The following is a 25185-nucleotide window of genomic DNA, read 5'->3' as shown; positions in this document are numbered from 1 at the left end:
TTAATTTTCTCCAAAAATTCGCTGTGAAATGGCATCTGCAAACTGACTCTGACGCGGGATGCCAAACCAGCTGCACAGTTTCATAAAACGATGATCGCTCAGGCTGTCGCCCAGACCAATTACGGGGAAAACGCCGCGTTCAGCCCGAAGTTTTTCAAGCAGCCAGCTGACGGCCAGCCCTTTCTCAACCGGGGTGGGTAGCCAGGCCACGTTATTACTGTTGCGGTGGATGTAGAAGCCCTCGGTCGGAAACACCGTTTCTATCTCATCTGCAATGGCATTGAGCTCGTCAAGGCGGGTGCTGTCGCGGTGTTTCATCACCATATAAACCGCCGTTTCACCGTATTCGAAGTTCAGTCTTGCCCAGGCATTAATCCCTTTTGCGTCCATCATTTCAGTGATCAGTCGCTGCATCGATGTCAGCTTTTCCTGATAGGGAGCCAGCTGGCCGAGCATATGGGCCTTCCACTCCTCGTCGGGGTTGCCTTCAGGCGTGAGAATGACGGCCCCGTGCGTGGTGATTGCCCAGGAGTGGAAAGGGATCCGTACGCGGCTGATTTCTTCAGTTCCCCGTGCGGTAACGGGAATGAGTTCAGCCTGCTCCAGAAGCCAGTCCACTAACATGGACTGTTCTTCCGTCATAAAGCTTCGTGGATTCAGGGTACGATCAACGGCACCGGTACGGAATGGCTCCAGGGCCAGCTCGTCCACCATTTTACGACGGGTCTGAAAGAGCGTGTCGTCAAGGTCGCTCAGAACAACGGGTTTATTCATAGGTAACAATCTCCACGACGGGCGCAACCTCAGCCAGCGCCTTAAGAAGCTGCGCGTCAATACTTTCTGCGGGTGTCTCAGTACACACAAGAATGCGGTCAAACTGCTGGTGGGCGACGTTATAGACAAAATTGGGGATGCCCAGCCCGTAGTTATCCGTAAAGGAAATGGCGGACTCAATGGCATAACCAACGGCGATAGGGGAGCGGGTGGTCGAACCGTAAAATGCCTTTGCCCCGGCAGCTTCGAGCCGTTCTGCAAGCAGGAACGGCTCCCAGACGAATTCCCCTGTCCCGAGAACCAGAACACGCTCCCCTTTGCGGACGGAAACCTCATGGCCGAGATCGGCCGCAGGTGCGAGCATCCCCAGTCGACCCCATGACTGTTTCCCCTGGATGTCCCATTCTCCGCGTGAAGTTACGTTGACTTTCGGCATGTCCGGGACCGGTGCATCTGGTAATGTGGTCCATCCCCACTGACCGCTTACAAGAGAAACAGAAGTGACGGGTAAGGTGCTGCGCTCGGACAAGGCTTTGCCACTCCAGTCGGTAAGCGTAACGGCGATAACCTGTTCAATATGTTGAAGCTTGCCGGTATTACGCAGGGCAGAAAGCAGGTTAATAAAGGTATTACCGGTGGTTGCCTCGTCATCAATCAAAACCAGCGTTCGCGCGTTGGTAACACGACGTCTTTTCTCTTCATCATCTGGCAGATAGATCAGATGATCAGTGGCGTGGCTGTGTTCTTCCTTGAACTCGCAAAGCAACGTGCCATCAACCGGGTGACGGGTAGAGGTCAGATATACAGATTCACGATGCTGGTGGCGCACTTCATCAAACACACCGGCCCCAAGCCCAACGGCGGTTTCAGCCATACCGATAAACAGTACGGGCCCTGTCAGCGTTGAGGGGAACTGGCTGGCAAGCTGTCTGTAGGCCTGCCGCATGACTGAGGGTAGCACGGGAATGTGCCTGCCGAGTACTTTGCTGACAAACAGAAAGGCGCGTTTCGGGTTACGTCTTTCAGCGATATCAAACAGGTCATCGAGCGAAACTTCACCCTGATCGCGGATTACCTGAATCGTACCGCATGAGAGGGTACGGCGATAAATCATATCTTCGAGGTTATCAGACATAAACACGCCTTAATTCAAAAGGTTAGAGAGTGATTCCGGGTATGCAATTACATCCGTAATGGATCTCACCGCAACCGGAGAAAAGGTGTTTTTAGCGCTCTGGCGCACCATATCTTCAGACATCAGACCGAGCTTAAAGGCAGCAAATAACCCAGGAAGGTTCACCCCGCTGTGAAGGGTATAACCCACCCCCCCTGACGGACGCATGTTGGTTTCAAGCAGCACCGGGTTGCCATTCACATCGTTTCGCGTCTGAACATTCACCAGCCCGTCGGCCTTCATAACCCGGGCGCAGTCACACGCCAGTTCCCAGGCGCTACCTTCGTTTACCAGATACTGGATAGCCCCTTCCTTACGGCGTCCCACGGCTGCGAGTATTTCGCCCTTATCCGCGAGGATATCGACGGAAAATTCCGGGCCTGGCAGGTACGGCATCAAAACAAGGGGTTTAAACGACTCAGCAGCTGATGCTGCTGCAATATACTGTTGCGGACTGACCAGACGATGTTCGGGATGATTAAAGACGGCCATAGGCGAAGCACTGTCATCAAAGCGCCAGAATCCCATGCCATAGATACCCGTCACCGGCTTCACGCATACCGGGCTGTCAGTGAACGGCGGGGACGCGAGGTGTGTCTTTAATTCTGCCAGCGTATTCACCCGCCAGGATGGTACAACCGGGAGTCCCTTTTGCTCCATAAACTGAGCAAAAGTAACTTTTTCGTCAGCCAGAGTTAACCAGTCGACGCTCGTTGCACCGGTAGTAAGTGTGGCACCGGTCGATTCAATGTCTGAACGGTGTTCTTCAAACCACTGGCTGTTACGGCCAGTATGAATATGGTGGATGCCGTAGGTCTGAATGGTTTCCTGAATAAACTGGAGACGTTTTTGAGGATCTTCAGGTTCAGTCAAAGAATAATCGGCAACGGAAAGGATTTCATTTCTTTCGTTACGGTGGGAGGCAAAAACGGTAATGGCAAAATTATTTTTTTGTGCAAATGATTTTACCCCCTGAATAATATCTCGCTGGGAGGATAAACCTTCCATAAACCAAATTTTCTTGTTCATTTTTTTTAATTATCCGGAACGCCATGCAAATTTATGATTGAGAAGTGAGTCTATGAGTGTCTAAGCTACATGTCAATCATAATATGATTAATAACTTCTGTGGTTATGGAGTGAGTCAGTATTTTTTGGATTTCAGATAACGTATTGATATTTAAATTAAACATAGAAAATTAACACCCTGAAAAGATTTTCTTTTTGTGTTTTTACAGAAAACTACCAAAATTTCCCTTGTCATAGAACTTCATCATGATATGATTTTCTTCGTCAGTTAATAAACAACCCTTTGATTGTCTCGGTCATTACCATTTTAAGGAATAAAACATGGTTTCATTAGTTAAGAACCAGACGGTATCACTCAGCAAAGAATCATCTGCATTAAGCCAGCTTCATTTCGGTCTCGGTTGGGATCCGGTTAAGAAAAAAGGTCTTCTTGGAGGATTGTTTGGAGGCAACGACTCAATCGATCTCGATGCTGGCTGCGTATTAATGGACAGCACCGGTAAAACAATTGACACCATCTGGTTCCGCAAACTGGAATCCACCTGCGGCGCTGTTGTGCACAGTGGCGATAACCTGACCGGTGAGGGTGACGGTGACGATGAAGTGATTAAGGTCAACCTCTCCCGACTGCCTGCAAACGTTGAATACCTGGCGTTTACGGTAAACAGCTTCCGTGGTCAGTCGTTCAATGACGTCGAAAACGCGTTCTGCCGCGTTGTCGATCAAACCGGCAAAGAGCTGGCTCGCTACAAGCTGACTGAGCAGGGCTCACATACCGGGATCGTTATTTCTTCGCTGCGCCGTAATAACGGCAACTGGGACTTTACCGCCCTTGGCCATGCCTGTCGCGGCCGCACAATTGACGATATGCACTCCGATATCGTTTCAGCGGTTATCCGCTAATGAACCTGACGCCGGGGGGCAATGCCCCCGTTCCAGCCCAGGAGTTGCGGGTCCGGATCACCTCGGGCGGCCAGGTGGATGCTTCGGCGTTTCGCCTGTATGCCGACGGGAAGGTGCAGGGTGATGCGGACATGGTGTTCTATGGTCAGCCACGTAACGATGATGGTACCGTCAGCCTGGTCAGTGAAGGCCAGTACTCAACCTTTACTGTCGCGCTCAACCGGCTGAAACCTGATGTCCAAAAAATTGCGTTCACCGTGACCTGTGACGGTGGGCAGACGGTGTCCGGTCTTCGTAATCTTTCCATCGACGTGGAGCAAGGGGCTACCGGCCTGGTTAGCGGCAGTGTCGAATTGAGCGGCCGTCAGGAAGCAGCCTTAATTCTGGGTGAATTTTACCGTCGTAATAATGACTGGAAATTCCGCTTTGTTGCGCAGGGGTTCAACGGTGGACTTAAACCGCTGGCAGAGCATTTCGGCGTAAATATTGCCGACGAACCTGCTCCCGCAGCCCCGACTCCTCCGGTTGTAACCCCTCCGCCAGTTGAGACAAAAATCAGCCTGAGCAAGGTATCGCTGACAAAAGAGAAGCCTGCAATCAGCCTGACCAAACGGGATAACTTCGGTGAAATCCGGATCAACCTGAACTGGCACCGAGGCAGCGGCAAATCCGGCTTTGCAGGCATGTTCGGCTCCAAAGGAATCGACCTGGATCTGGGGGCCTTTGTTGAGCTTCAGGACGGGTATAAATCGGTCATTCAGGCGCTCGGTAATGCATTCGGTGATTATCGCGATGAACCGTATGTTCAGCTCAAGGGAGATGACCGGACGGGTGATGTATCAGACGGCGAGTGGCTGCATATCAATGGACGTGAATGGAAGCATATCCGCGAAGTGCTGATTTACGCCTTTATTTATGAAGGTGTTCCCAGCTGGGACAAGACTGATGGTGTGGTCACTATTCATGTGCCGGATCAACCGCCCATTGAGACCCGCCTGACCGAAGGTGAAAACCGTCGCACATTGTGCGCCATTGCCAGACTCGTAAACGAAAACGGTGCAATTAAAGTCGAGCGAATTAACCAGTACTTCAAAGGCCAGGACGAAATGGACCGGGCATTTGGCTGGGGATTTCGCTGGAGCGCCGGTTCTAAATAACACAGCAACAAAGGAAACAGGTATGAGCTTTTTCGACAAGGTAAAAGGTGCCATTAACTCTGGCCGGGACGAACTGACCCGCCAGGTTGGCCGTTTCAAAAACAAAAAATTTATGCACGGCACCGTTGCTGTATGTGCCCGTATTGCCGTATCGAGTGACGGCGTGAGTTCGGAAGAAAAGCAGAAAATGATGGGCTTTCTTCGCTCTTCAGAAGAGCTGAAGGTATTCGATACCAATGAGGTGATCGAGTTCTTCAATAAACTGGTTTCAAGCTTCGATTTCGATGTTGAAATCGGCAAGGGCGAAACCATGAAATACATCCTGGCGTTGAAAGATCAGCCTGAGGCCGCTCAGCTGGCCTTACGTGTTGGTATTGCCGTTGCAAAAAGTGACGGTAACTTCGATCAGGACGAGAAACTGGCCTCCCGCGAGATCGCTATCGCGTTGGGCTTCGACCCGGCTGAATTTGGCCTCTGATCCACATCCCTAAGGGTAAAATATGGTTTCCACACACATCGGCTTCCCGACTGAAACGGTCATTGTTTTTATTGCGCTTTCAGTCGGTGCCATCTTTATTGACCTGTTTATGCACCGTGATGACAAGCCAATCTCGCTTAAGAGTGCGGCGCTCTGGTCCGTATTCTGGGTTGTGGTTGCGATGGCATTTGCCGGTTTCCTCTATATCCACCACGGTGCTGAGGTTGCTAGTCTGTTTGTCACGGGTTATGCGCTGGAGAAAGTGCTGTCGGTCGACAACCTGTTCGTCATGATGGCCATCTTCTCCTGGTTCGCCGTTCCGGATCGTTATCGCCACCGTGTTCTCTACTGGGGGATCATTGGTGCCATTGTCTTCAGGGGCATCTTTGTCGCCATCGGTACGAGCCTGCTGAGTCTGGGGCCGTACGTTGAAGTTGTCTTCGCTATTATCGTTGCCTGGACGGCGGTCATGATGCTTAAAAGCGGTGATGACGATGATGAAATTGAGGATTACTCCCAGCATCTGGCTTACCGCATGGTTAAACGCTTCTTCCCTATCTGGCCGAAGCTCAGAGGGCATGCCTTCCTGCTTAACCAGAAGGAAGTGGATGCCGAACTGGCGAAACCAGAAAACAGCGATGTCACCATTGGCCGTGGTAAAAAAGCGGCGCTATATGCGACCCCGCTGTTCCTGTGTGTGGCTGTGGTTGAACTCTCGGACGTAATGTTCGCGTTTGACTCGGTACCGGCAATCATTGCCGTCAGTCGTGAACCGCTTATCGTCTATAGTGCCATGATGTTTGCTATCCTGGGCCTGCGTACTCTGTATTTTGTCCTTGAGGCACTGAAACAGTACCTGGTTCATCTGGAGAAGGCCGTTATCGTGCTGCTGTTCTTCATCGCGGCAAAACTCGGCCTGAATGCGACCGATCACATCTGGCATCATGGTTACAGCATTGCGGCAACAACCAGCCTGTATGTTGTACTGGGTGTACTGGCGCTGGGCATTCTCGCAAGCGTCATGTTCCCGGGCAAACCTGAATCTGAGGAAAAGGGGAGTTAATCCCCTTAAGTGTTAACCTGAACAATTACTAATCGAAGAGGTTATTTTATGAGTGTTTCTCTTTCCAAAGGCGGGAACGTCTCCCTGAGTAAAGCAGCTCCGTCAATGAAAAACGTCCTGGTGGGCCTTGGCTGGGATGCGCGTTCAACAGACGGTCAGGACTTTGACCTGGATGCTTCAGCATTCCTGCTGGCCTCAAACGGCAAAGTGCGCGGCGATTCAGATTTCATCTTCTATAACAACCTGACGTCATCCGACGGTTCCGTAACACACACCGGCGATAACCGCACCGGTGAGGGCGATGGTGATGATGAATCGCTGAAAATTAAACTGGACGCCGTCCCGTCTGAAGTTGACAAGATCATCTTCGTTGTGACCATCCACGATGCTCAGGCTCGTCGCCAGAGCTTTGGTCAGGTATCCGGTGCGTTTATTCGTCTGGTTAATGACGATAACCAGACTGAAGTCGCTCGCTACGATCTGACCGAAGATGCGTCCACTGAAACCGCCATGCTGTTTGGCGAGCTGTATCGCCACAATGGTGAGTGGAAATTCCGCGCAGTAGGCCAGGGTTATGCAGGTGGTCTGGCATCTGTATGTGCTCAGTACGGCATTAACGCCTCCTGATCGAAAAGTAACTTTTCATATCCGGGGCTGTTAATTCAGCCTCATTCAACTGTTTGCAGGAGCTAAAAATGGCAGTTTCTCTCGTAAAAGGCGGCAACGTATCTCTGACCAAAGAAGCACCAACCATGAATGTCGCTATGGTTGGTCTGGGCTGGGATGCCCGTGTAACCGATGGTCAGGGTTTTGACCTTGACGCTTCCGTATTCGCAGTAGGTGAAGACGGTAAAGTGCTGTCAGATGCCCATTTCATTTTCTTCAATAATAAAACCAGCCCTGATGGCGCAGTAGAGCACCAGGGCGACAACCGTACTGGTGAAGGCGACGGCGACGATGAGCAGGTCAAAATTGATCTGACCAAAGTCTCAGCAGACATCAAAAAACTGGTGTTTGCCGTTACCATCTATGATGCAGAAGCGCGTAAACAAAACTTCGGCATGGTGAGCAACAGCTTCATGCGCGTTTACAACAACGACAACGGCACGGAAATTGCCCGTTTCGATCTGTCTGAAGACGCCTCAACTGAAACCGCAATGGTCTTCGGTGAACTGTATCGCCATGGCGCTGAGTGGAAGTTTAAAGCTGTCGGCCAGGGTTTTGCCGGTGGCCTGTCAGCGCTTGCTTCCCAGCACGGCGTCAATGTCTAAAAGACGCTGAGTCTGACCCCGGCAATGCCGGGGTTTTTTTTGGGTAACGATCCGCTATCAGCTGTTGAATCTGAGAAAGGGGGCCGGGCGTTTTCAGAAAGCAGAGTAATGTTAATTCTGGCGTGAACCTTTTTGCAGGACCCGGGTTTATCTATGGTTGCTGGTTAAGCCAGTATTCCGTGCCTTATATCAACAGCATGCCCCTCGGATATATGTTACTTTTGCGATTTATGAAGGAACGGGATCTGGAACATAAGATACCCGGGCAATGAAAATTCAAATTCAACAGGTATAGAAACTTCAGCGTGATGAAATATGGTGTCACACCATATTTACGCCTCACCGAATATCCAGCGTCCTGAACTAAGCCTGGGGAACATATATAAACGCTGCGCTTTAAAAATAATCAAAAATCAGGAGAGTTAATATGAATCTACAATCCGGACAAAACATACCCCTTCAGCAATCTGCTATCAGGCTGAATCTTCAGTACCCTGCCAAATCCGGCTTTAAAGGCGAACCCGATACCTGCCTGTTCTTGCTTAATGCTCAGGGAAAGGTCAGTGGCGATTCTGACTTTATCTTTTATAATAATTTGTCTTCTCCTGAGGGGGCAGTCAAGCTCGTTACCGGTTCGCAGCAGTCCAGCATTGATATAGCACTGGATCGTGTTCCAGCGAACGTCAGTAAAATTGCGATCACCGTTGTCATTGATGGTGAAGATACCATCAGTGGGCTCAGTTTATTGAGCATTCAGGCTCCTGGTATCGCTGACTTTCAGGCTGAGACTCAGGGCCGCAGTGAGAAAGCAATCATCCTGGGTGAAGTATATCGGCACAATGGCGCCTGGAAGCTTCGTGCGCTCGGGCAGGGTTTCAACGGTGGACTTGAGCCTCTGGCCATTAGCTATGGCGTTGATGTCGCACAGCCAGCTCCGCAGCCAGCAAAGCCAGCTCGTATCAGTCTGGAAAAGAAACTGGAAACCAGATCTCCGCGCCTTGTAAGCCTCGCTAAAAAAGCCTCGGTCAGTCTCACTAAAAATAAACTGGACACCCTTGAGGCAGCGGTTGCATTTGTACTTGACGCATCCGGCTCGATGAGTGGCCAGTTCAGTAAGGGTAACGTTCAGTCTGTGCTGGACCGCATCGCCGTTCTTGCCGCCCAGTTCGACGACGACGGTGAAATGGATGTCTGGGGATTTGGAGAGAAGCATAAGAAGTATCCAAACGTCACACTGGACAACCTGGACACATATATTCAGTCCATTCGCGGGTCTGGAAAGCGTTCAGCCTGGGAGAACCTGCCGGGCCTTGGAGGGACAAACAACGAGCCTCCTGTGATGGAAGAAATAGTCGACTATTTTAAGGACTCGAAAATCCCAGTATATGTAGTATTTATTACCGATGGCGGGATCAGCAAGACCCGGGCGATTAAAGATGCAATCCGGCGTTCTGCCAACTACCCCATCTTCTGGAAGTTTGTCGGCCTGGGTGGTTCAAGCTACGGTATCCTCAAAAATCTGGATGACTTTACTGACCGCCGGGTTGATAACACCCACTTCTTTGCCATGGATGATTTCGGTTCGATTAGCGATGAAAAGTTATATGATAATCTACTGGAAGAATTCAGACCGTGGATCGATGAAACAAAAAGGTTAGGCATCCTTTAATACGCACCGTTTGAGCATGGTTGAATGAGCTCTACAGCAGCTTAATACTGTAGAGCCTTTCATTGGAAATCGTACAGGGAGGAGCATATGGACCGCATCAAGTACCTGAAATGGATAGCTGAAGAATCACCAACTACGGCTCAGCAGCTGGTGGCTTGGTTAAACAGAGCAAGGCACTATACGCCCGACATGAAAGAGCATCAGGCAGGTGTACAGATTCAAGAAAAGGGGATTGTTGTAGGGCTTAGACAAAGTACTAATCGTTACCAGGGAGATTGTCTGGCCATACATGTGGTACAGCTTCCGGAAGAAATACAAAACAAGGGATGGTTTAAGTCTTTTCTGAAGCTTTGCTGTGAAGCGAATCCCTGGGGCGATGTTGTAATTGAAGACGTAAAAAATCCATATTTATTAGGCTTTTGCAAGAAAATAAACTTTACTAAATTGGATGAGTTTTATTCGGATACGTTCATTGTAAACACAGATGCCATTATGAGTTTATCCATCCCACCCTTAGGGAGATACGAAACCTATCTTGATTAAACCTGCGAACCTTTACCGGTTGCGTGGGGATCGGATGGATCTCGGCTAAAGAAAAATCACATCGTGTATTTTGACCAGAAAAAACTAATCCGCCTGATGTAATGCATTTTTGCATTACTGGTTGCGTGTAATGCAAAAACGCTTTACATTAATATCTTCTCCCAACAGGAACTGAGATGATGGCAACGATAAACGTTCGGATTGACGATGCAATCAAAATGACTGCTGATGAGGTTTTAAAAAACCTCGATGTCAGTCAGACACAGGCGATCACTGCGTTCTATCAGTACATCGCTGAAAACAAAAAGCTTCCCTTTACTGCACTCATGAGTTTCAAAACTCAGGATGATCTTTTAAAGACGTTCAACGATATTTTATCCGAAGCCCTTGCCATTGTCTTAAACTTACAGGTATGGATTAATAAATCAGATATTATTGATGGCAAAATAATTCAGAAATATTATCGCAGACTTGACAGCTATTATAGCAGTGCTAAAGAGCAGCTGAATTTCCTTGAAAGCAGAACAAAAGCAGCTCAGGTTTTAAATGCGCTTAATAAAATTTTGACGGTAATTGTCGATTTCAGTAATTTTGGATACGGATATGAGCAAGTAAAAATTTCTCATCCAGAAAAAAAAGAATTCGAATCTTCTGTTTTCGATTTCGAAAACAGGCTTAAGGAAAGCTTTTAAAAAAAAGATGAGGTAGCAGGATGAAAAAAGTAAGAAACGCTGTATGCCCTCAATGTTCAGGTACGGGGAATGTTTCAGGATTCAGATCTGGAATCATAAAAATATACGCTCCCGTTCAGTACATACGGCTTGAAATGGATAATGCCATTAAAGGAATTCCAGTCTTTCGTCGATAACAGTTTCTGACCATCGCCATAACCATGTCATGGAGGAGACTAACCGTGTTTCAGAGGTGAGCTGGTGCCTGGCAAAACATACAAACTCAAATATCAGGAAGAGAGTTTAGTTGTTTATAACATGCAGTCGTGTAACTGATTAGGTACCGGCAAAAGGAGGAAATAATGTTTGAAAACTACGTCTGTAAAATCTATGTAAGTAATGATCCTCATTTTAGTAGCCATATCGAAGCAACTGCGTTTGGTTTCGATAATGGTCAGCAGCAAAAGATTCTCACCGCAGCCCATGTTGTTACCAATGCTCTTGGAAAAAACTATCCCCTTAGCAATACCCAAAAACTTTACATCAAATTTCTTAACCATCAAGGACTGCTGAACGAAGAGCCTGTTCTAGTCGATTTCATTCTCAATGAGGCTAATGATAGGGCAGACTTTAAAGACGGCATTCCGTTTGTTGACAGTGCAGAAATCGTATTACCAGCTGGAATACAACAGCCTGTAAGTAGTTACTTTAAGGTCCTAGCTCCCGCAGCTGGCATGGATACATTGGGTGTCGGATATCCAATGAATGAGAAAACAATTTCGACATTCCCTGGTGAATTTTTAGGCATTTGGCCTTTAAATTGCTCAAATCATTCTCCCCATCATCACACAACTCGCTTTGTAATCGCACATTACAACACCGAAGGATGCTCAGGTGGACCCTATGTCGTCTCCGAGGGTGACCAGCATTTTGTCATTGGAAGCCTGATTGGAATTATGTCTGGAACCAGTCCAGATATAAATCCGCACATGTCTGTTCAGTCCGCAACAGATTTTTAGGAAAGCCAGTTCCAAAGGGGCAACGGCACGGCAGTTATTTCAGGTCTGCCCTTACTAACAGCAACAGCATTAAAACTGACAACCGTGAACTGGAAAGTGCCCCAATAGTAAGTCATGATTTCTTCATCACTTTTATGGTGCACTTTTTCACCCATAACACAGCAAGTTAAGAATAAGAGGCCTGTAATGGACGCTACCGAAACTGAAGAGCTGGAAAAAATTCGCAAGAAGGCAATGGATGAAGTTACAAGTGCTCTGCAGGCGCTTGAAAATAAGTTCCCGGGTATTACTGAGGGCGCAGCAGCATTGGCGGGGTCAGGCGTCGGCGCTGCGGCTTCCTTCGGTGCTCTCTATACGCTTGGTACAACGGGAGTGTCAGCAGCAGGCATAACCTCCGGGCTCGCAACAGCAGGATCTATCGTAGGCGGTGGCATGGTGGCAGGAATTGGAATCCTGGCTGCGCCTGTAGCAGTGTTAGGGATTGGCGGATACGCGATAGTGAAACACAGGAAAAATGGGAAGCTGAAAGTCGCCCTTACTCTGGCCATTAAAAAGCTCTACGATGTTCAGGAAAAGTTAATGTCGAACGCTGAGTACTTTAAGGCAGAAATTGCTGTCATAAAGGCGCACATCGATATGCTTAATAAAAAAGCCCCCAAAGGGGGACTGGGCGCAGCGAGGTAAACACATGAGTCAGTCTCCTTATGATGATGAGCTCAGAGCCATCCGTTATATTCAGCTCCGTGGTCAGGATATCGCGAACGCTCACGAGACAATTAACAGTGATATAGAGAGCCTTAAGGCACAGTTGACCGGGCTAATCAGCGGCACTGAACTTGATGAAGCGGAGCATCTGGCGCTTAAAGAACATCATCTGCGAGAAATGACCCCCTCAGATGCTGCCATGCTTCAAACAGGCCTTAAAACCATCTATAGAGAGGCTAACCAGCGTGTATACGGTGATATTGGACTGGCCACAATACTCTCCACGGATGACCTGGCTGTTGTAGATGCCCGGATCCAGAATCATATTAAAGAATTTAATGATCGCTACGCACTCGACGCCTGGGATTATGCTATTGCCTGCGGATGCGGGCTCATAGCATCCATGCTGGATTTACTTTGCGTCAGAGCCCCGCCAAAACCTACGGTGAGCTTTACGGCAGAAGTGGATGGTATTTTCAATAAACAGGTCCAGAAAGCCTTCAATGCCATTTTGCCGGAGGACCTGAGTACAAAACTCTCAGATTTGTTTCCTATAGGGGCACCAGACAGTTCGATCAGCAGCGATTTAGTGGGTGCAGCCGTTGGCGTTTTGTCTCCCACAAATCACCGCTTAAGAGCTTTGTCACACGACCCCATACTGGGCATTATTTTCGGCATAAAGGATATGCTGAACGGGACCTGTACGGTGGTTCAGAATGGACAGATCGTGGTTTATCCTTCCAGTAAAGGCGTTACAGACGAAACCAATATTTTCAGGCTCATCGCCAGAATGTTTGGACACCTGGCATCGGATGTTAATGCCCCCTCAGCAAAAGGAAACCGTGGCATGGGTTTACCGGCTCCTTTTATGGGGCTACTTCGTATGCTTGAGGGGATCCCTGTGGGGAGTTCTAACTTCGGCAAACAAATAGAGTACATGTATGTCAACGGGTATGACTTTCGTCAGTTTATCGTGACAAGTATTCCGATGACCATAATGGAAGTTTTGATGCGGGTTTTCTTTGTGGCGAAACAGGTATCGCTGGGAAAAGGAGCTTTTGGGGAGACCTTACTGGATACCATGCCGTTGCGGCTAAATCCACGCTTCCGGATGATGCTTGCCCTGGGTTATGGAACTTCCAGTGCTGTTAACGCAGGTAAAATGTATATCACCGGCACTATTCTCAATGCGAATTATGCCTCCTGGATGGGGTTGGCCTGGAATGGTTTTCACTCACTCAAGTGGTCCCTTTATCAGCGACACTTAAAGCTTTGGGCCGGTATTGAAAAGGCGGAACTGGAAGAGCTTCAGAACAATATAGACAGCATCGAGGCATTGACCATCAGAGCAGGAAGCTTGCCAGTCAAGTAACATTCACCGGAGCACCTCTGGAACCCCATAGCCCACCAGCTGCTAAAAATGTCTGCCTTTGCTTTTAATACTCTGTTTGCCTCCTCCTGGAGGCAAATGGAAGGTCACAGCTCTTATACAGCTCACAACAGGGGCCATAAGATACTCCGGTTCTCGTTAACTGATGATCCTGACCTGTCAGCTCTCTTCCCGGATGCTGTACGAGCGTAACGGCTTATAATCGAAAGTTCTCTCATATCAAACGTCATAAAGATCTATGCTGTTACTTAGTAACAGCCTAAAGGTTGTATTTCATATTTAACAGCTTTTAGGCTGTTAATTTGATATTACAGCTTTTAGGGTGTATGTTTAGAAAACAGCCTGCAAGGTGTATCAGAGGAACTGCCGAGGCCAGCTTATGATCAATAATGATTACCCGTTAAACACGCTCAACCAGTTGCGTCCCTTGCTCATTGGTTTTCGCAAGGCGAATGGCCTGACGCAAAAAGACCTGTCCGAAAGGTTAGGGGTCACTCAACAGACATACTCACGTCTGGAAGCCAACCCTGCCAGTGCGAGCATTGAACGGCTATTCAAGGTGTTTTCCATCCTGGGCGTAAAAATCAGCTTCTCCTCGACAACCACCTCTTCAGAGAGGAAGCAGACGGAAGAAATGCTTAAATCAAACTCACCTGCACGACAGGAGAAATGGTAACGATATGAGCCGGAAACAGCAGCGCCTGGCAATCTGGATGAACGGAATCAAAGTCGGATACTGGGAAAAAAGTAAAGGGGTAGACAGCTTACAATACCTTCCTGACTGGAGTGCAGACGAACAGGGAAGGCCGCTGTCATTGTCCCTTCCTTTTACTCCCGGACAGCGAAGGCATACGCAGACGTCTGGCAATGCGTTACAAGGCCGATAGCCTGGAGCCTTTTGATCTGCTGACGGAGCTGGGAAAAGACTGCGTGGGCGCGATACAGCTGCTTCATGACGGAGACGAACCCACAGATTTATATTCCGTGAAGTGTCACCCTCTTACTGAATCAGAAATTGCGGCAACTTTGCGTAATACCACGGAGACATTGCTACCGGGCAGGCCAGAAGATAACGACGACTTACGTTTATCTATTGCCGGTGCTCAGGAGAAAACAGCCCTACTGTGGCATGAAGATCGGTGGTGCATGCCGGAGGGTAATACACCAACGACGCATATATTCAAGCTACCGCTCGGACTTGTGGGGAACATGAAAGCCGACATGAGCTCGTCGGTTGAAAATGAATGGCTCTGCTCGGTACTTCTCGAACAGTACGGGCTCCCCGTGGCAAGAACGCAGATTGCTCACTTTGAAGATCAGAAAGCGCTGGTGGTAGAACGTTTTGACCGAAAATGGTCAGGAGACGGACAATGGATCATTCGTTTACCCCAGGAGGATATGTGTCAGGCCCTGGGCGTTTCGCCATTACGAAAATATCAGGCGGACGGCGGGCCAGGTATATCGGAAATTATGGAAGTACTGAGTAATTCAGACCGCGCAGAGCATGACAAAGCGCAGTTTTTTATGACGCAGATAATTTTCTGGATGATGGCCGCAACAGATGGCCACGCTAAAAATTTCAGTATTTCTGTTGGGCCACAGGGACGTTATCACCTTACACCACTCTATGATGTGTTGTCGGCATGGCCGGTGATCGGTCAAGGGAACAATCAGATATCCTTGCAGAAGTGCAAACTGGCGATGGCCGTACGTGGCAGTAGCAACTATTACCAGATATATCGAATACAACGACGCCACTGGATCAGGCATGGTGAGATAACCGGCCTGAGTAAACAGCAGACGGAGGCGATGATAGAGGAAATCATCGCCAGAACCCCGGGAGTCATTGAACGTGTTAGCGGGCTTCTTCCGTACCAGTTCCACCAGCAGCTTGTCGAAAGTATTTTTGATGGAATGAGGCAGCAATGCAGGCGCCTGGCTGAGAAATAACAGCCGCAATTGAGAACTTGCTGGAGAACGTATGCACAGATTGTAGCTGATGCCACCAGCGGAGAAGATGGGCCTGATACTTACAAATGGAGTGTTGGGATCGCGCCTTAGCATCCGTCGGTCTGGGGATGAAAACGTACTTAACATCCAGCGAATTCCCAGACTTCACATTGCGACGGCCGCAATCACGTGAGAGAAAAAAATGGCAATTTTAGCAATGATTGCAGTTATCGCCCTGGGTGGATACGTCTACGGATTTATTAAAGTTCGTGAACTGGGTGCATTACGTAAAGAAATGAAACTGTACGTGGATCGCATGGAAGCGGCGGAGCTGGACTTACACGCAATCAGAAGCGTAGCGGAGCACCGGTTACACGGTGCAGGTAAACAGTTTGCCGATCTTTACAGCCGTATTGACGGTACAACTGTGACGCTGACACCCGAAGATCAGCTGTTACTGTCAACGATGCCATTTAATATCCAGGATGTAGAAGACATCGTAAACGAGCGCGGTCCAAAGACAATTAGCGGCCGTCCGTTCTGGGAAGTTGAGCCAGGCCAACATGACTATGAATATGGCCCGCAATATCCGTATTTCCCAGACCAGCGCTAGAAAGAGATCAAGATGAGAGAGCCAAGACCCCGCCATACCTTGCAAGTCATTCGAGTGCCTTCTCTGGAGGTTCAGAATCTGGGACTGACCAGCTTTGACAGCTGGCTTGACGAGAACGGTTATGACAAAACGAATGCCGGAAATAACCGTACCATCTGGGCGAGAGAAAGCGGATGGTATCTGAAACGTTGCAGAAATCTGAAAACTGGCACGGACGATTTCTGGTTTATCGCTTTCGATGGTAAAGGCGGAAACCTTTACCCGCTAAAAACCCAACGAGACTACCGGGCTGCATATCGTAAGCTCGAAGCCGAAGGATATGCGCCTGCGGTTATCGAGCAAATGACCACAGGCGCAGCATATAACCTGGCCTATCCACGTTCCAGCCTTAAACAAGCTGAGATGGCCATCAGCGAGCCGATGCGTAAACCTGACGTAGATATCATGGGTGAGCACTGCGAGCGTGTAGTGACGCAACGTAGTGGCGTGGCACAGGGTAAATTCAAAGTTCTGCTCATCGAGAATTTCTCGGGCCGTTGTGCGATAACCGGTTGTTTCCGGTGTGGATGGGTTGCGCTTTCAGGATGTGCAGGTGACTGCCGTAGAGAACACGCAAGACTGTAACGACAGTTATGAACGTTGATGGCATAGAATCTATGGGCATAATTCGCTGAATGAGCAGAACAAGGCTGGGCCCGAAACGGCTGGATTTGTTCTTAATTAATCTTAGTGCGCATAACAAAGATTATGTTAAATTCAATGGTAAAATCATTATAAATCAATATCTTAAATATCGAACAAGCCCCTTTCTTCCTCAAACCTCACTGTGGTAACTTTAAAAACAATGTCCGTTCCTGAGTTTGTGATGCCTTAAAGCCATGGTGAAGATAAAAGTTTTTGGCTTCTTCAGTCAGTGCATGAACCATAATCGCACGGACTCCAATATTCTCAGCTACACGGTAACAGCGCAGAACTGCATCATGCAGTAAATCGGCCCCGAGCCCTTGGCCACGGTATGAAACATCAACTGCCAGGCGAGCAAGTATGATTACGGGAATTGGATCTGGCATATTGCGCCTGAGGCTTCCCATTGCTTCCACGTGGTTAACGCTGCCGGTGGCCAGAGAGTAAAAACCGACAACCTGTTTAGTGTCTCTTTTACAAACGACGAACGTTCGTGCTGCACCAAGAGCTTGGTTTTTTAATCCCCTCTGTTTAAGCCAGTCATCAAGTACTGCCTCACCACTGACGAACTCTGCTAGTTGATGGGAGCTGGATAATGGTTCTGGTGCTGTTACACGTCCCACTGAGGTTTCCTTGCCAGAAGTTTATCAATAGCCGCCTCATCCGAAACCGGTGCATCGAGCATATCGATAAACTCTGCATACTGCTCATCGTTAAAATTAAATACGCGACGATCGAGGATCACATTCTCCGCAGCCTGACATGCCATTTCCAGGATGAAGTCCGTGCGTGATTTATGGAGAATCTCTGCTGCAGCATCAATAAGTGCTCTTTGAGATTCTTTAGCTCTAAGGTTGAGCTGAACATCTGATTTCATGAGTGCGCTCCTTGTATAGCGATTGCTTTACAAGCATATCATATGGATTCTGTATAGCAAAAGCTATACGGTTTTTTAAGTGCAGTGAAGATACGAAAGAGTCAACTTGCAACTATTAGGTAAAGCTCTTCCTCTAAATTATTTTCCTTGCTCTGGCCTACCAAATCAAACCCAACGCCCTGAATTTACTGCGTGCGATGCTTGCTAGCAGTCTCATCCGGACAATTAGCATGAAAACTATGGATTGTTATCTGGTCTAACATCTGGAAAAGTTACTGATGAGAAGGTAGTATTCGGATCGTCAGCGATCGTCTTGTGGTGGGACAGATTGTTGATTCAGATTACTTTTGTGTCCTAACTCAAACTGACGGTTTGACTGCTTTGTGGTGAGGCAGGCGGGTGGCAAAAGATGGTTTTACGGAAGAAATGCGGACTTCCGGAAACAGACAGGGACAGGACGTGTCCAGTAAAACGTTCAGGAGCAGGTAACGGGATTTCCCGGAGCCTGAATGCACAAACCCCCCGACATCTGTCATCATCTTGGCGGAAGACACAGATATCAGGGGGTCCAAAAGCAGGCGCGTGGCCTGTGAAGGATTATAACGCATGCACCACATAACACAACACCCGGCCGCCATAAGAACAGGCCGCCGTGAATGACAATCAGATTTCTGTTCACTGGTCAGATCTACCGAAAGATGAGCTAACCCGTTTCTGCCAGGATGTCGATGCCGGCACTCAGGGTAATTTCCTCATTGCACCGGTCAAAAAACTGACCCGCCGCAAACGCGGTGAGCATTCCACAAAAGCCAAATGTGAGAACCCGGCCTGGTATCGCCCGGAGCATTATAAAAAGCTCTCCGGACAGCTCGGTCATGCCTACAATCGCCTGGTGAAAAAAGACAAAGAAACCGGGCAGGTCAGCCTGCGCATGTATGTTTCTCGTCACCCTCTCTATGTCGCCGGCCGCCGTAAGGCGGGACGTAAATATGGCTTCCGTCCGGAACGTCAGCGCCTGCTCGATGCGCTCTGGCCAGTGCTCATCAGCTTCTGTGATGCCGGCAAGCATACCGTCGGCATGTGTATCTCCCGTCTTGCAAAAGAACTCAGTGCAAAGGACGCAAAAGGCAATGTCATTCCTGAAACGGAGGTGACGGTGTCACGCCTTTCACGGCTTATTGAGGAACAGGTACGGTTTGGCGTTCTGGGCCTCGCAGAAGAACGCGCCTGGGATCGTGAATCCCGCACCTGGTTGCCAACGTATGTCTATATAACCCCCGTGGGATTCCAGATGCTGGGCGTCGATATGGACAAGCTGTTTAAAGAGCAGGAGAAGAAGCTCCGTCAGAGCGCCGAGCGTGAGCAGCTGATCCGGGAAGGAGTGATGAGCGAACATGATGATGTTCAGGCCCACTCTGCGCGGAAATGCTGGTCTGGCCGTAAGCGTCGGGAGGCACTCGTTTACCGCCGCAAAAAAGGCGCGGAGCGTAAACGTGCCAACAATCTGATTAAGCTGCCGGCAGATGAACGACTCCATGCAATGTCTGAATGGATTTACCGCACCCTCCCGCCTGACGAAGCGTACTGGTGCACATCTGAGCGCCTGAAGGCTCTGGCCATCCAGCATCTTTACCAGCTGGATCTGGCGCTTTCTCCCCCGGACTAGTCACAGACGACACAACAGTCTTCTTGTTTACGGGCCCCTCACCGGGGCTTTTCGTGCTGGTTTTTTTCGGCCATTCTGCTCATTTTTCATCCTTCACTCCTTTCTTCTTCCGGTCATCATGACGTTCTGCCGGTCGTTATGGCCCGCAATGGCCACAGTCTCTTTTTTTTACACAGAAATCCGCAAACGAATAAGTGAAGTAACCCGGAAATGAATAAAAGACATTCCGCAAAACAGTCTTACTTCACCTTTTTTATCTCTCTGTTCATTACATTCCAGAGTGGATCTTTGTCTTGGGCCACTCTGTGGATAACGTAAAATGCCTTCGCATGCAGCGGCCTCACGGCCGCGCGCTCAGAAGGAAATCAAAAGTACCTCCCGTCGCAAGCGCCGGGCCTCGTTCTCGCCAGAACCAGGCACCGCATACATACCTGACCCCTGCTAAACCGACGCCGCCCCGGCCCAAAGGGCCGGAACACCCTCGCTTTAAGAGGGATGTTGTAACTAGTATCAAGAGTAGCTGTAGTTAAGTCACGGTAATCACTTCATACACGCTCGTAAGCGCCTGACGGCGCTAACGCGGAGATACAGCCCGTCAGCGGCCATCGGCCTTGACGGACTCACTCCGACCGCGCACATTAGCAATCGGAAAGCTTTAAGCGGGTATAGCTTTGCAGGGAAAGGGATGGGATTGGCAGAACCTATCAATCCGTAACGGCTGATGCCGGTTACGACGCCCCTCACCAGAATCACCCGGTTCAGCTCCGGCTGGCGTCTCCATGCCGCTTCGCGGCATACATGTTCCATGAACCCTGGACTACACAGGCTGGCCATCATGGGCGAAGGTTTACTGACAGCATCAGACTATTATTTTACCCTTTAAAGCAGGGTTGCCTAAATCCGGGAGCGCGATAAGCTTTAACGGGTGATTTTCAATCAGGATGAGTAAAATGGATATAATTCTTCCGGGAAACAAAAGCCAGGCACGACTCTGGGCAGAAACCATGATTAATCTGGAGGCCCGCAAACTCGTCAATACCGCTAATATTGTTGGCGCCCGACATCTGGGGGATGGATTGACGCGTCTCAAATTCATCGATGAAATTAAATCTGTCATTAATGGCGAATTTGAGCGTGCCCGGCGGGCAAAGTCTGACGAAGAGTGCATGACCTGCCTGCGTAACCTGCAGGCAGAAAACAGCAGTCTGCTTGAGCAGAGCCGGCAGCTCCAGACCGGTTATGCGAAACTATATGCCCAGATCAAATACGTCAGGGATGAAGACCGGATGGTCGGTTATGTCATCTCAGGAATTAAAGTGGTGCTGGCAGGTATGCAGGGCGTATTTGGCTTCGTGCTGACTTCCTCAATGACCCCCGTAGGCGTTCTTGCCGGGGCTATTCTGATTGTCGACTCGGCCAACACGATAACCCGTGAAGTTGGTCGTCAGTTCCTGAATGAACCTGACACGCAGGGTATGTTTGGTGATGGTGCCATGAACATCGCTAAATTCATGGGATTTGAACGATCAACAGGGTTAGGGATATACAACGGGATCGCGCTTGCAGGCAATATCTACAGTGTCTATGGATTAATGGCCAGACCTGGGACATGGCGTCTGTTTAACTATATCAGCACCGATTTTTACCGGAAAATCGACACCATGTCCCGGGGCAAACTGACAATGAAAATTGTGGGATGGGGGGTAAAGGCTAAGGTTGTTTTCGATCTGATCACTTCTGATGACGCTGGGAAATGAGATTCCGGCGGTAATGCCATGATTTATAGGCCAGCTTCAAAGGCATGGTAATCGTAAACAGAGTGCCAAGAACAAGAATAGCCACGCCAAAGGAAATGGCATGCATCCTCGAGCCCGCCAAAAGTGTGACCACAAAAATCAGTAACATGACTGACAGCACCCATATCAGGGCCTTAAAACGGTTTGCCAGATCGTTCAGGAGGGTATCCATCTCCGTACCCGTTTTAGCTGAACTGGCCTGCAGCCGGACAATGTCCTCTTCACTGAAGCCGTGGTTCGTCAGATCACTTTCATGGTTCATGCTTCTCTCCTTTTCCCTGCGGGAAGTTTAACATGCCCTGCGCTAATAACCAGTTAAGCCCGACCGATAACCTGTCAGGTGGTTACGGGCTATCAGTTCTTTCTCACTGATAGCCATCACGTCATCCTAAGTAAGCCAAAAGCAGACTGTACCAGACCAATAATCCCCAGGTGGCCGGCGTAAGCATAATGGGGTCAGTTTGGATATAGAGAATTATTGTACGGTAAGCCTGTTTTTTGAAAAGGCTCACCTATAGCGATAAGGTGTACTCCTGCGCTATACGCCATTTTCAGGGGATTTGACCTTAATCGAATAACCATCCATGGCAAGTCCCTTCCATTCGTTAAGGTTGCTTTTCGTATTTCGGAGGCATGAAATTGGAAGGAGGCATGAGTGAAAAACTGATATTTTTCATCGTCCACTACTTTGTCAATTTTTTATGTAATGACATTTAAGTTAAAAATACTGACTCTAGTTTCAGACACAAAAAATACCAGTTGAAAGCAGGGGGCTATGATTCAGCCTGTACAGCAGTATTTATCTCTTCAACAACCGCCATCATGGCCGAGGCATTCATACTGATTTGCGAGATTATTTCTGCGGTCTTTTCTGCCGTATTGACAGATTTTATGATCGCATCATTACTCTCACGTATTTTCACTACGGACTTTTTACAGAGTTCGCTGTTCTGCTCAGTAATACCCGAAATTTGTTTCGTAGCGGAATCTATCCTGTCCGCCAGAAGACGTACTTCAGCAGCCACAACAGAAAATCCCCGACCATGAATTCCAGCCCGAGCAGCTTCGATTGTGGCATTCAGTGAAAGCATTTTTGTCTGGACGGCGATATCATGGATAGTATTTGATATTTCAGTTATTTCTGCGGAGCGCTGTGATAATTGCTGAATATACCCATTCAGCACCGTGGTAGTGGTAATTGCGTCTTCAAGAGCAACAGACGTTTCTGCAATTGCTGCACTGACATGTGATGTCTGCTCCGCAGTTAAAGATGACACATCATATGCCTTATGCGCCGCCTGTGCTTCAAACTCATTTTTTAACTTCTGTTTTGTAATATCCTGAGCATATTTGACAACCTTCATTACCTTTCCGTTAAAATCAAAAACAGGACAGTAACTGGCCTGTAGCCACAAATCCGCACCGTGTTTCGTGATGCGCCGGTATACACCGGTCAGCGTTTCACCACAACTTAATCTTTCCCAAAAAAGTGCATACTCAGCAGATGTACTGAAAGTTTTATCGCAAAATAATGAATGGTGTTTACCCTGGATATCTGCCAGGCTATATCCTGCAGCATTTAAAAAATTATCATTAGCTGTGATAATGTGTCCCGATGGATAAAATGTGATCATTCCCATAGAAAGACTTGCAGCTTTTAATAACGCATCCTTTTCAAGAGCTATGACAATACGCTCTGTTATATCACTGGCTATTTTTATGATGCTTTTTACTTTACCCCCCCTGCTTTTAATAGGGATGTAGTTAGCTTCAAGCCATATTATCGAGCCATCTTTTTTATAACGCATGAACTTGTCAGAAAACGAGTACCCGGCAGAAAGTTTTAGCCAAAAAGACTCATAATCTGTACTTTTTACATAGTCTTCATCACAAAATATGCGATGGTGCTGTCCAATCAATTCGTCTCTTTCATAACCAACAACATCAAGAAATTTTTTATTTACGTCATAAATGACGCCATCTGTTGAAAACTCTATAAAAGCTGCGTGATCCTGCAGCGCCTTCAGAACAGGTTCTGAAGAATGAATGAATTTTTTAAGCATTTTTTAGTCCTGGATAGTTTTTTATCTAAAAAGTCAGGCTCATAAAAAGAAACAGAGTTGGCGACAAGCATATGCCATACAATATTCATGGAATCAACAGGATAGTGTCTATCAGGAGAAAAGGCAACAGATAAACATGGACATTAAAAAAAATTGTATAACTATATTGAAGTAGGAGTTTAAGTTCAATAGCATAAGATTAATGTGTTGATTTATTCTCCGACGGTTGGTTTTGTCGATACCACAATGTTTTCTATAACATTTGGTTATAAAGAGCGCTTTTTTTTCAAGAGAAAGGAATTTACATATACCGAAAGTTTATTAAAACTGTTCCTGCTAACTGAAAGCACCACTTTATTTAAAGAAATACATAAATATATCACTTTAGTGAGATAAACGATTTAAATGATTAATTCCAACCAGAGAAACGAAGAAAAAAGACAGCTTTCTTTATATAACATCGAACTTTTGAATACCGGCTCAGATGAACGTTTCGATCGACTGACGAGAATAGCGGTAAGGTTGTTTGATGTTCCAATAGCGCTGGTTACACTAATTGATGAAGAACGGCAGTACTTCAAATCCTTATGTGGTGTGGAACTGCAACCAATAAATAAAATGGTGTCATTCTGCAATTGGATTTTAAAAACCGGACAGCCTTTGGTCATTGAAGACACATTGATGAATCCAAACTTTTTAAAAAATCCTCTGGTTACCGGCTATCCTTTTATACGTTTTTATGCAGGATATCCGGTGCGTTTACCCGGCGGAGATATAGCCGGTGCAATCTGCGTGCTTGACAGTTCGCCAAAAATCTTTTCCCCAGAGCAAATGTCTTTGCTCATGGACCTCGCAGCAATTGTAGAAGACGAGTTTGAATTATTACAAATAGCCATTAAAGATTCTTTAACTGAACAATTTAACAGCCGCTCCTATACCCTCTTTCTTGAAAAAACCTTCCGCAAAGCACGATTAAAAAAGAGCGTGTTTAGTGTCATCGTTATTGATCTCGATGAGTTCAAATTTATCAATGACACCTTTGGACACCATGAAGGCAATAGAGTGCTGAAGGCTTTCGCCCGCATCCTTGAAGAGGTTACAGCAGGCAATCACATGATTGCCAGACTCGGTGGTGATGAATTCAGTATTTTACTTACTGACTGACTGCTCAGAGGCTGATGCTGTATCAGTTGTAGAAAAAATCAAGCTAGCTGTGCATAACTTAAATCAATCCGCTACAATATCCGGTATATTATCATTTTCAGCAGGTACTGCAGAATTTAATGCAGAGAAACATAAGGTACCTTCCGACATAATGAAAGAGGCAGACATGAAAATGTATGCCATAAAAAATGGAGAGATATCCTGATCCGGTATGTTATACATTATCAGACACTCGCTCACCACAGTCTCCAACCTCAGTAATGTGGCCCGACAGGACTGTGCAGGTGAAAAAGAGAGAACCGATACGACGCACTTATGACAAAGTCCGGAGCAGAAACTCTATATTTGATTGTTTTGAAAACTTAGAATAGACATGGACTACAGAGCAGTCTTGCAACCTCTTGAGTTGCGACAGTGATATCTAATACAGATTCCTGCCAGTTCTCAATCAGTCTGAGAAGATAATGCATTAGACGAAACCGTGTTTCTCAGCGCCGAGCATATTGCTGAGTTGAGGTGATGCTGG

At 47.8% G+C, this 25185-nt stretch carries 26 protein-coding genes and 1 pseudogene; 20 read left to right on the top strand and 7 right to left on the bottom strand.

Annotated features, from left to right (window positions below; translation table 11 throughout):
• From F8561_RS16840 to F8561_RS16830, 3 genes are read right to left on the bottom strand one after another with little or no spacing between them, the layout of a single operon-like run.
• Positions 1-774: a hypothetical protein gene (locus F8561_RS16840; protein WP_001040062.1), complete on the bottom strand. Its 774-nt coding sequence runs from the start codon at positions 772-774 to the stop codon at positions 1-3.
• Positions 767-1909, bottom strand: coding sequence for a phosphoribosyltransferase domain-containing protein (locus tag F8561_RS16835; RefSeq protein WP_023327712.1), 1143 nt, complete (start codon positions 1907-1909; stop codon positions 767-769). Before F8561_RS16835 ends, F8561_RS16840 begins: the two co-directional genes overlap by 8 nt.
• A 9-nt stretch (positions 1910-1918) precedes the next feature.
• On the bottom strand, positions 1919-2977 hold the full coding sequence (locus F8561_RS16830) for an ATP-grasp domain-containing protein (protein ID WP_001035171.1): 1059 nt from the start codon (positions 2975-2977) through the stop codon (positions 1919-1921).
• 321 nt (positions 2978-3298) lie between these two features.
• Between F8561_RS16830 and F8561_RS16825 the strand changes: the two genes are divergently transcribed.
• The 16 genes and pseudogenes from F8561_RS16825 to F8561_RS16745 all read left to right on the top strand — a co-directional run bounded on the left by F8561_RS16825 (position 3299) and on the right by F8561_RS16745 (position 17033).
• Positions 3299-3880 carry a TerD family protein gene (locus F8561_RS16825; protein WP_000254136.1) on the top strand — a complete coding sequence of 194 codons (582 nt, stop codon included), beginning with the start codon at positions 3299-3301 and terminating at the stop codon, positions 3878-3880.
• Entirely contained in the window at positions 3880-5037 is a 1158-nt protein-coding gene (locus F8561_RS16820; RefSeq protein WP_001054786.1) for a TerD family protein, read from the top strand. Before F8561_RS16825 ends, F8561_RS16820 begins: the two co-directional genes overlap by 1 nt.
• A gap of 22 nt (positions 5038-5059) precedes the next feature.
• Complete coding sequence (locus F8561_RS16815) at positions 5060-5515, top strand: tellurite resistance TerB family protein (protein ID WP_000007448.1); 456 nt, start codon at positions 5060-5062, stop codon at positions 5513-5515.
• Positions 5516-5537: 22 nt separating this feature from the next.
• Positions 5538-6578: a tellurium resistance membrane protein TerC gene (gene terC, locus F8561_RS16810; RefSeq protein WP_000255079.1), complete on the top strand. Its 1041-nt coding sequence runs from the start codon at positions 5538-5540 to the stop codon at positions 6576-6578.
• A 48-nt stretch (positions 6579-6626) separates the two neighbouring features.
• Positions 6627-7205, top strand: coding sequence for a tellurium resistance membrane protein TerD (terD, locus tag F8561_RS16805; RefSeq protein WP_000116680.1), 579 nt, complete (start codon positions 6627-6629; stop codon positions 7203-7205).
• Between the two features lie 68 nt (positions 7206-7273).
• Positions 7274-7849, top strand: coding sequence for a TerD family protein (locus F8561_RS16800; protein WP_020996162.1), 576 nt, complete (start codon positions 7274-7276; stop codon positions 7847-7849).
• A gap of 427 nt (positions 7850-8276) precedes the next feature.
• The gene (locus F8561_RS16790) at positions 8277-9518 is read left to right on the top strand and encodes a vWA domain-containing protein (RefSeq protein WP_008786868.1); all 1242 of its coding nucleotides are present in this window, start codon (positions 8277-8279) and stop codon (positions 9516-9518) included.
• Between the two features lie 87 nt (positions 9519-9605).
• On the top strand, positions 9606-10061 hold the full coding sequence (locus tag F8561_RS16785) for a hypothetical protein (protein ID WP_033147098.1): 456 nt from the start codon (positions 9606-9608) through the stop codon (positions 10059-10061).
• Between the two features lie 176 nt (positions 10062-10237).
• On the top strand, positions 10238-10753 hold the full coding sequence (locus F8561_RS16780; protein ID WP_223998217.1) for a type II toxin-antitoxin system RelB/DinJ family antitoxin: 516 nt from the start codon (positions 10238-10240) through the stop codon (positions 10751-10753).
• 341 nt (positions 10754-11094) lie between these two features.
• Positions 11095-11751, top strand: coding sequence for a trypsin-like serine protease (locus tag F8561_RS16775; RefSeq protein ID WP_023327708.1), 657 nt, complete (start codon positions 11095-11097; stop codon positions 11749-11751).
• 186 nt (positions 11752-11937) lie between these two features.
• Positions 11938-12435, top strand: coding sequence for a hypothetical protein (locus F8561_RS16770; protein ID WP_023327707.1), 498 nt, complete (start codon positions 11938-11940; stop codon positions 12433-12435).
• A gap of 4 nt (positions 12436-12439) precedes the next feature.
• Positions 12440-13828 carry a hypothetical protein gene (locus tag F8561_RS16765; protein WP_023327706.1) on the top strand — a complete coding sequence of 463 codons (1389 nt, stop codon included), beginning with the start codon at positions 12440-12442 and terminating at the stop codon, positions 13826-13828.
• A gap of 400 nt (positions 13829-14228) precedes the next feature.
• On the top strand, positions 14229-14522 hold the full coding sequence (locus tag F8561_RS16760; protein WP_032636197.1) for a helix-turn-helix transcriptional regulator: 294 nt from the start codon (positions 14229-14231) through the stop codon (positions 14520-14522).
• Between the two features lie 4 nt (positions 14523-14526).
• Positions 14527-15796, top strand: a pseudogene (locus tag F8561_RS16755) (type II toxin-antitoxin system HipA family toxin).
• A gap of 202 nt (positions 15797-15998) precedes the next feature.
• A complete protein-coding gene (locus F8561_RS16750) occupies positions 15999-16409 on the top strand; it encodes a hypothetical protein (RefSeq protein WP_023327703.1) in 411 nt (136 codons plus the stop codon).
• 12 nt (positions 16410-16421) lie between these two features.
• A complete protein-coding gene (locus F8561_RS16745; protein WP_223998213.1) occupies positions 16422-17033 on the top strand; it encodes a hypothetical protein in 612 nt (203 codons plus the stop codon).
• Positions 17034-17230: 197 nt separating this feature from the next.
• On the opposite strand, the gene F8561_RS16740 is transcribed toward F8561_RS16745, so the two are convergent.
• Both F8561_RS16740 and F8561_RS16735 read right to left on the bottom strand, forming a co-directional pair.
• Complete coding sequence (locus F8561_RS16740; protein ID WP_013087269.1) at positions 17231-17716, bottom strand: GNAT family N-acetyltransferase; 486 nt, start codon at positions 17714-17716, stop codon at positions 17231-17233.
• Positions 17704-17970, bottom strand: coding sequence for a DUF1778 domain-containing protein (locus F8561_RS16735; protein WP_007869691.1), 267 nt, complete (start codon positions 17968-17970; stop codon positions 17704-17706). The genes F8561_RS16740 and F8561_RS16735 overlap by 13 nt, the downstream gene beginning before the upstream one ends.
• Before the next feature lie 652 nt (positions 17971-18622).
• On the opposite strand from F8561_RS16735, the gene repA reads away from it, so the two are divergent.
• Together repA and F8561_RS16715 are read left to right on the top strand one after the other, a co-directional pair.
• Complete coding sequence (repA, locus tag F8561_RS16725; protein ID WP_023327701.1) at positions 18623-19636, top strand: plasmid replication initiator RepA; 1014 nt, start codon at positions 18623-18625, stop codon at positions 19634-19636.
• 950 nt (positions 19637-20586) lie between these two features.
• Positions 20587-21393, top strand: coding sequence for a DUF4225 domain-containing protein (locus F8561_RS16715; RefSeq protein ID WP_023327700.1), 807 nt, complete (start codon positions 20587-20589; stop codon positions 21391-21393).
• Here the strand turns inward: F8561_RS16715 and F8561_RS16710 are convergent.
• Positions 21368-21694, bottom strand: a complete 327-nt coding sequence (locus tag F8561_RS16710) for a hypothetical protein (protein WP_023327699.1) — start codon at positions 21692-21694, stop codon at positions 21368-21370. The two genes, F8561_RS16715 and F8561_RS16710, sit on opposite strands and share 26 nt — an antisense overlap.
• 511 nt (positions 21695-22205) lie before the next feature.
• Positions 22206-23495: a methyl-accepting chemotaxis protein gene (locus tag F8561_RS16705; RefSeq protein WP_049015823.1), complete on the bottom strand. Its 1290-nt coding sequence runs from the start codon at positions 23493-23495 to the stop codon at positions 22206-22208.
• A 405-nt stretch (positions 23496-23900) separates the two neighbouring features.
• Here F8561_RS16705 and F8561_RS16700 point away from each other — a divergent pair, with 405 nt between their 5' ends.
• Complete coding sequence (locus F8561_RS16700) at positions 23901-24659, top strand: diguanylate cyclase (protein WP_049015821.1); 759 nt, start codon at positions 23901-23903, stop codon at positions 24657-24659.
• Positions 24631-24864 (top strand): diguanylate cyclase domain-containing protein, encoded by a 234-nt coding sequence (locus F8561_RS24665; RefSeq protein WP_080277803.1) that lies wholly within the window; start codon positions 24631-24633, stop codon positions 24862-24864. Before F8561_RS16700 ends, F8561_RS24665 begins: the two co-directional genes overlap by 29 nt.
• Positions 24865-25185: the final 321 nt, after the last annotated feature.

This window comes from Enterobacter sp. 198, assembly GCF_009025585.1.
Classification (GTDB): Bacteria; Pseudomonadota; Gammaproteobacteria; order Enterobacterales; family Enterobacteriaceae; genus Enterobacter; species Enterobacter ludwigii.
This window is presented reverse-complemented; position numbering and strand designations above follow the sequence as displayed.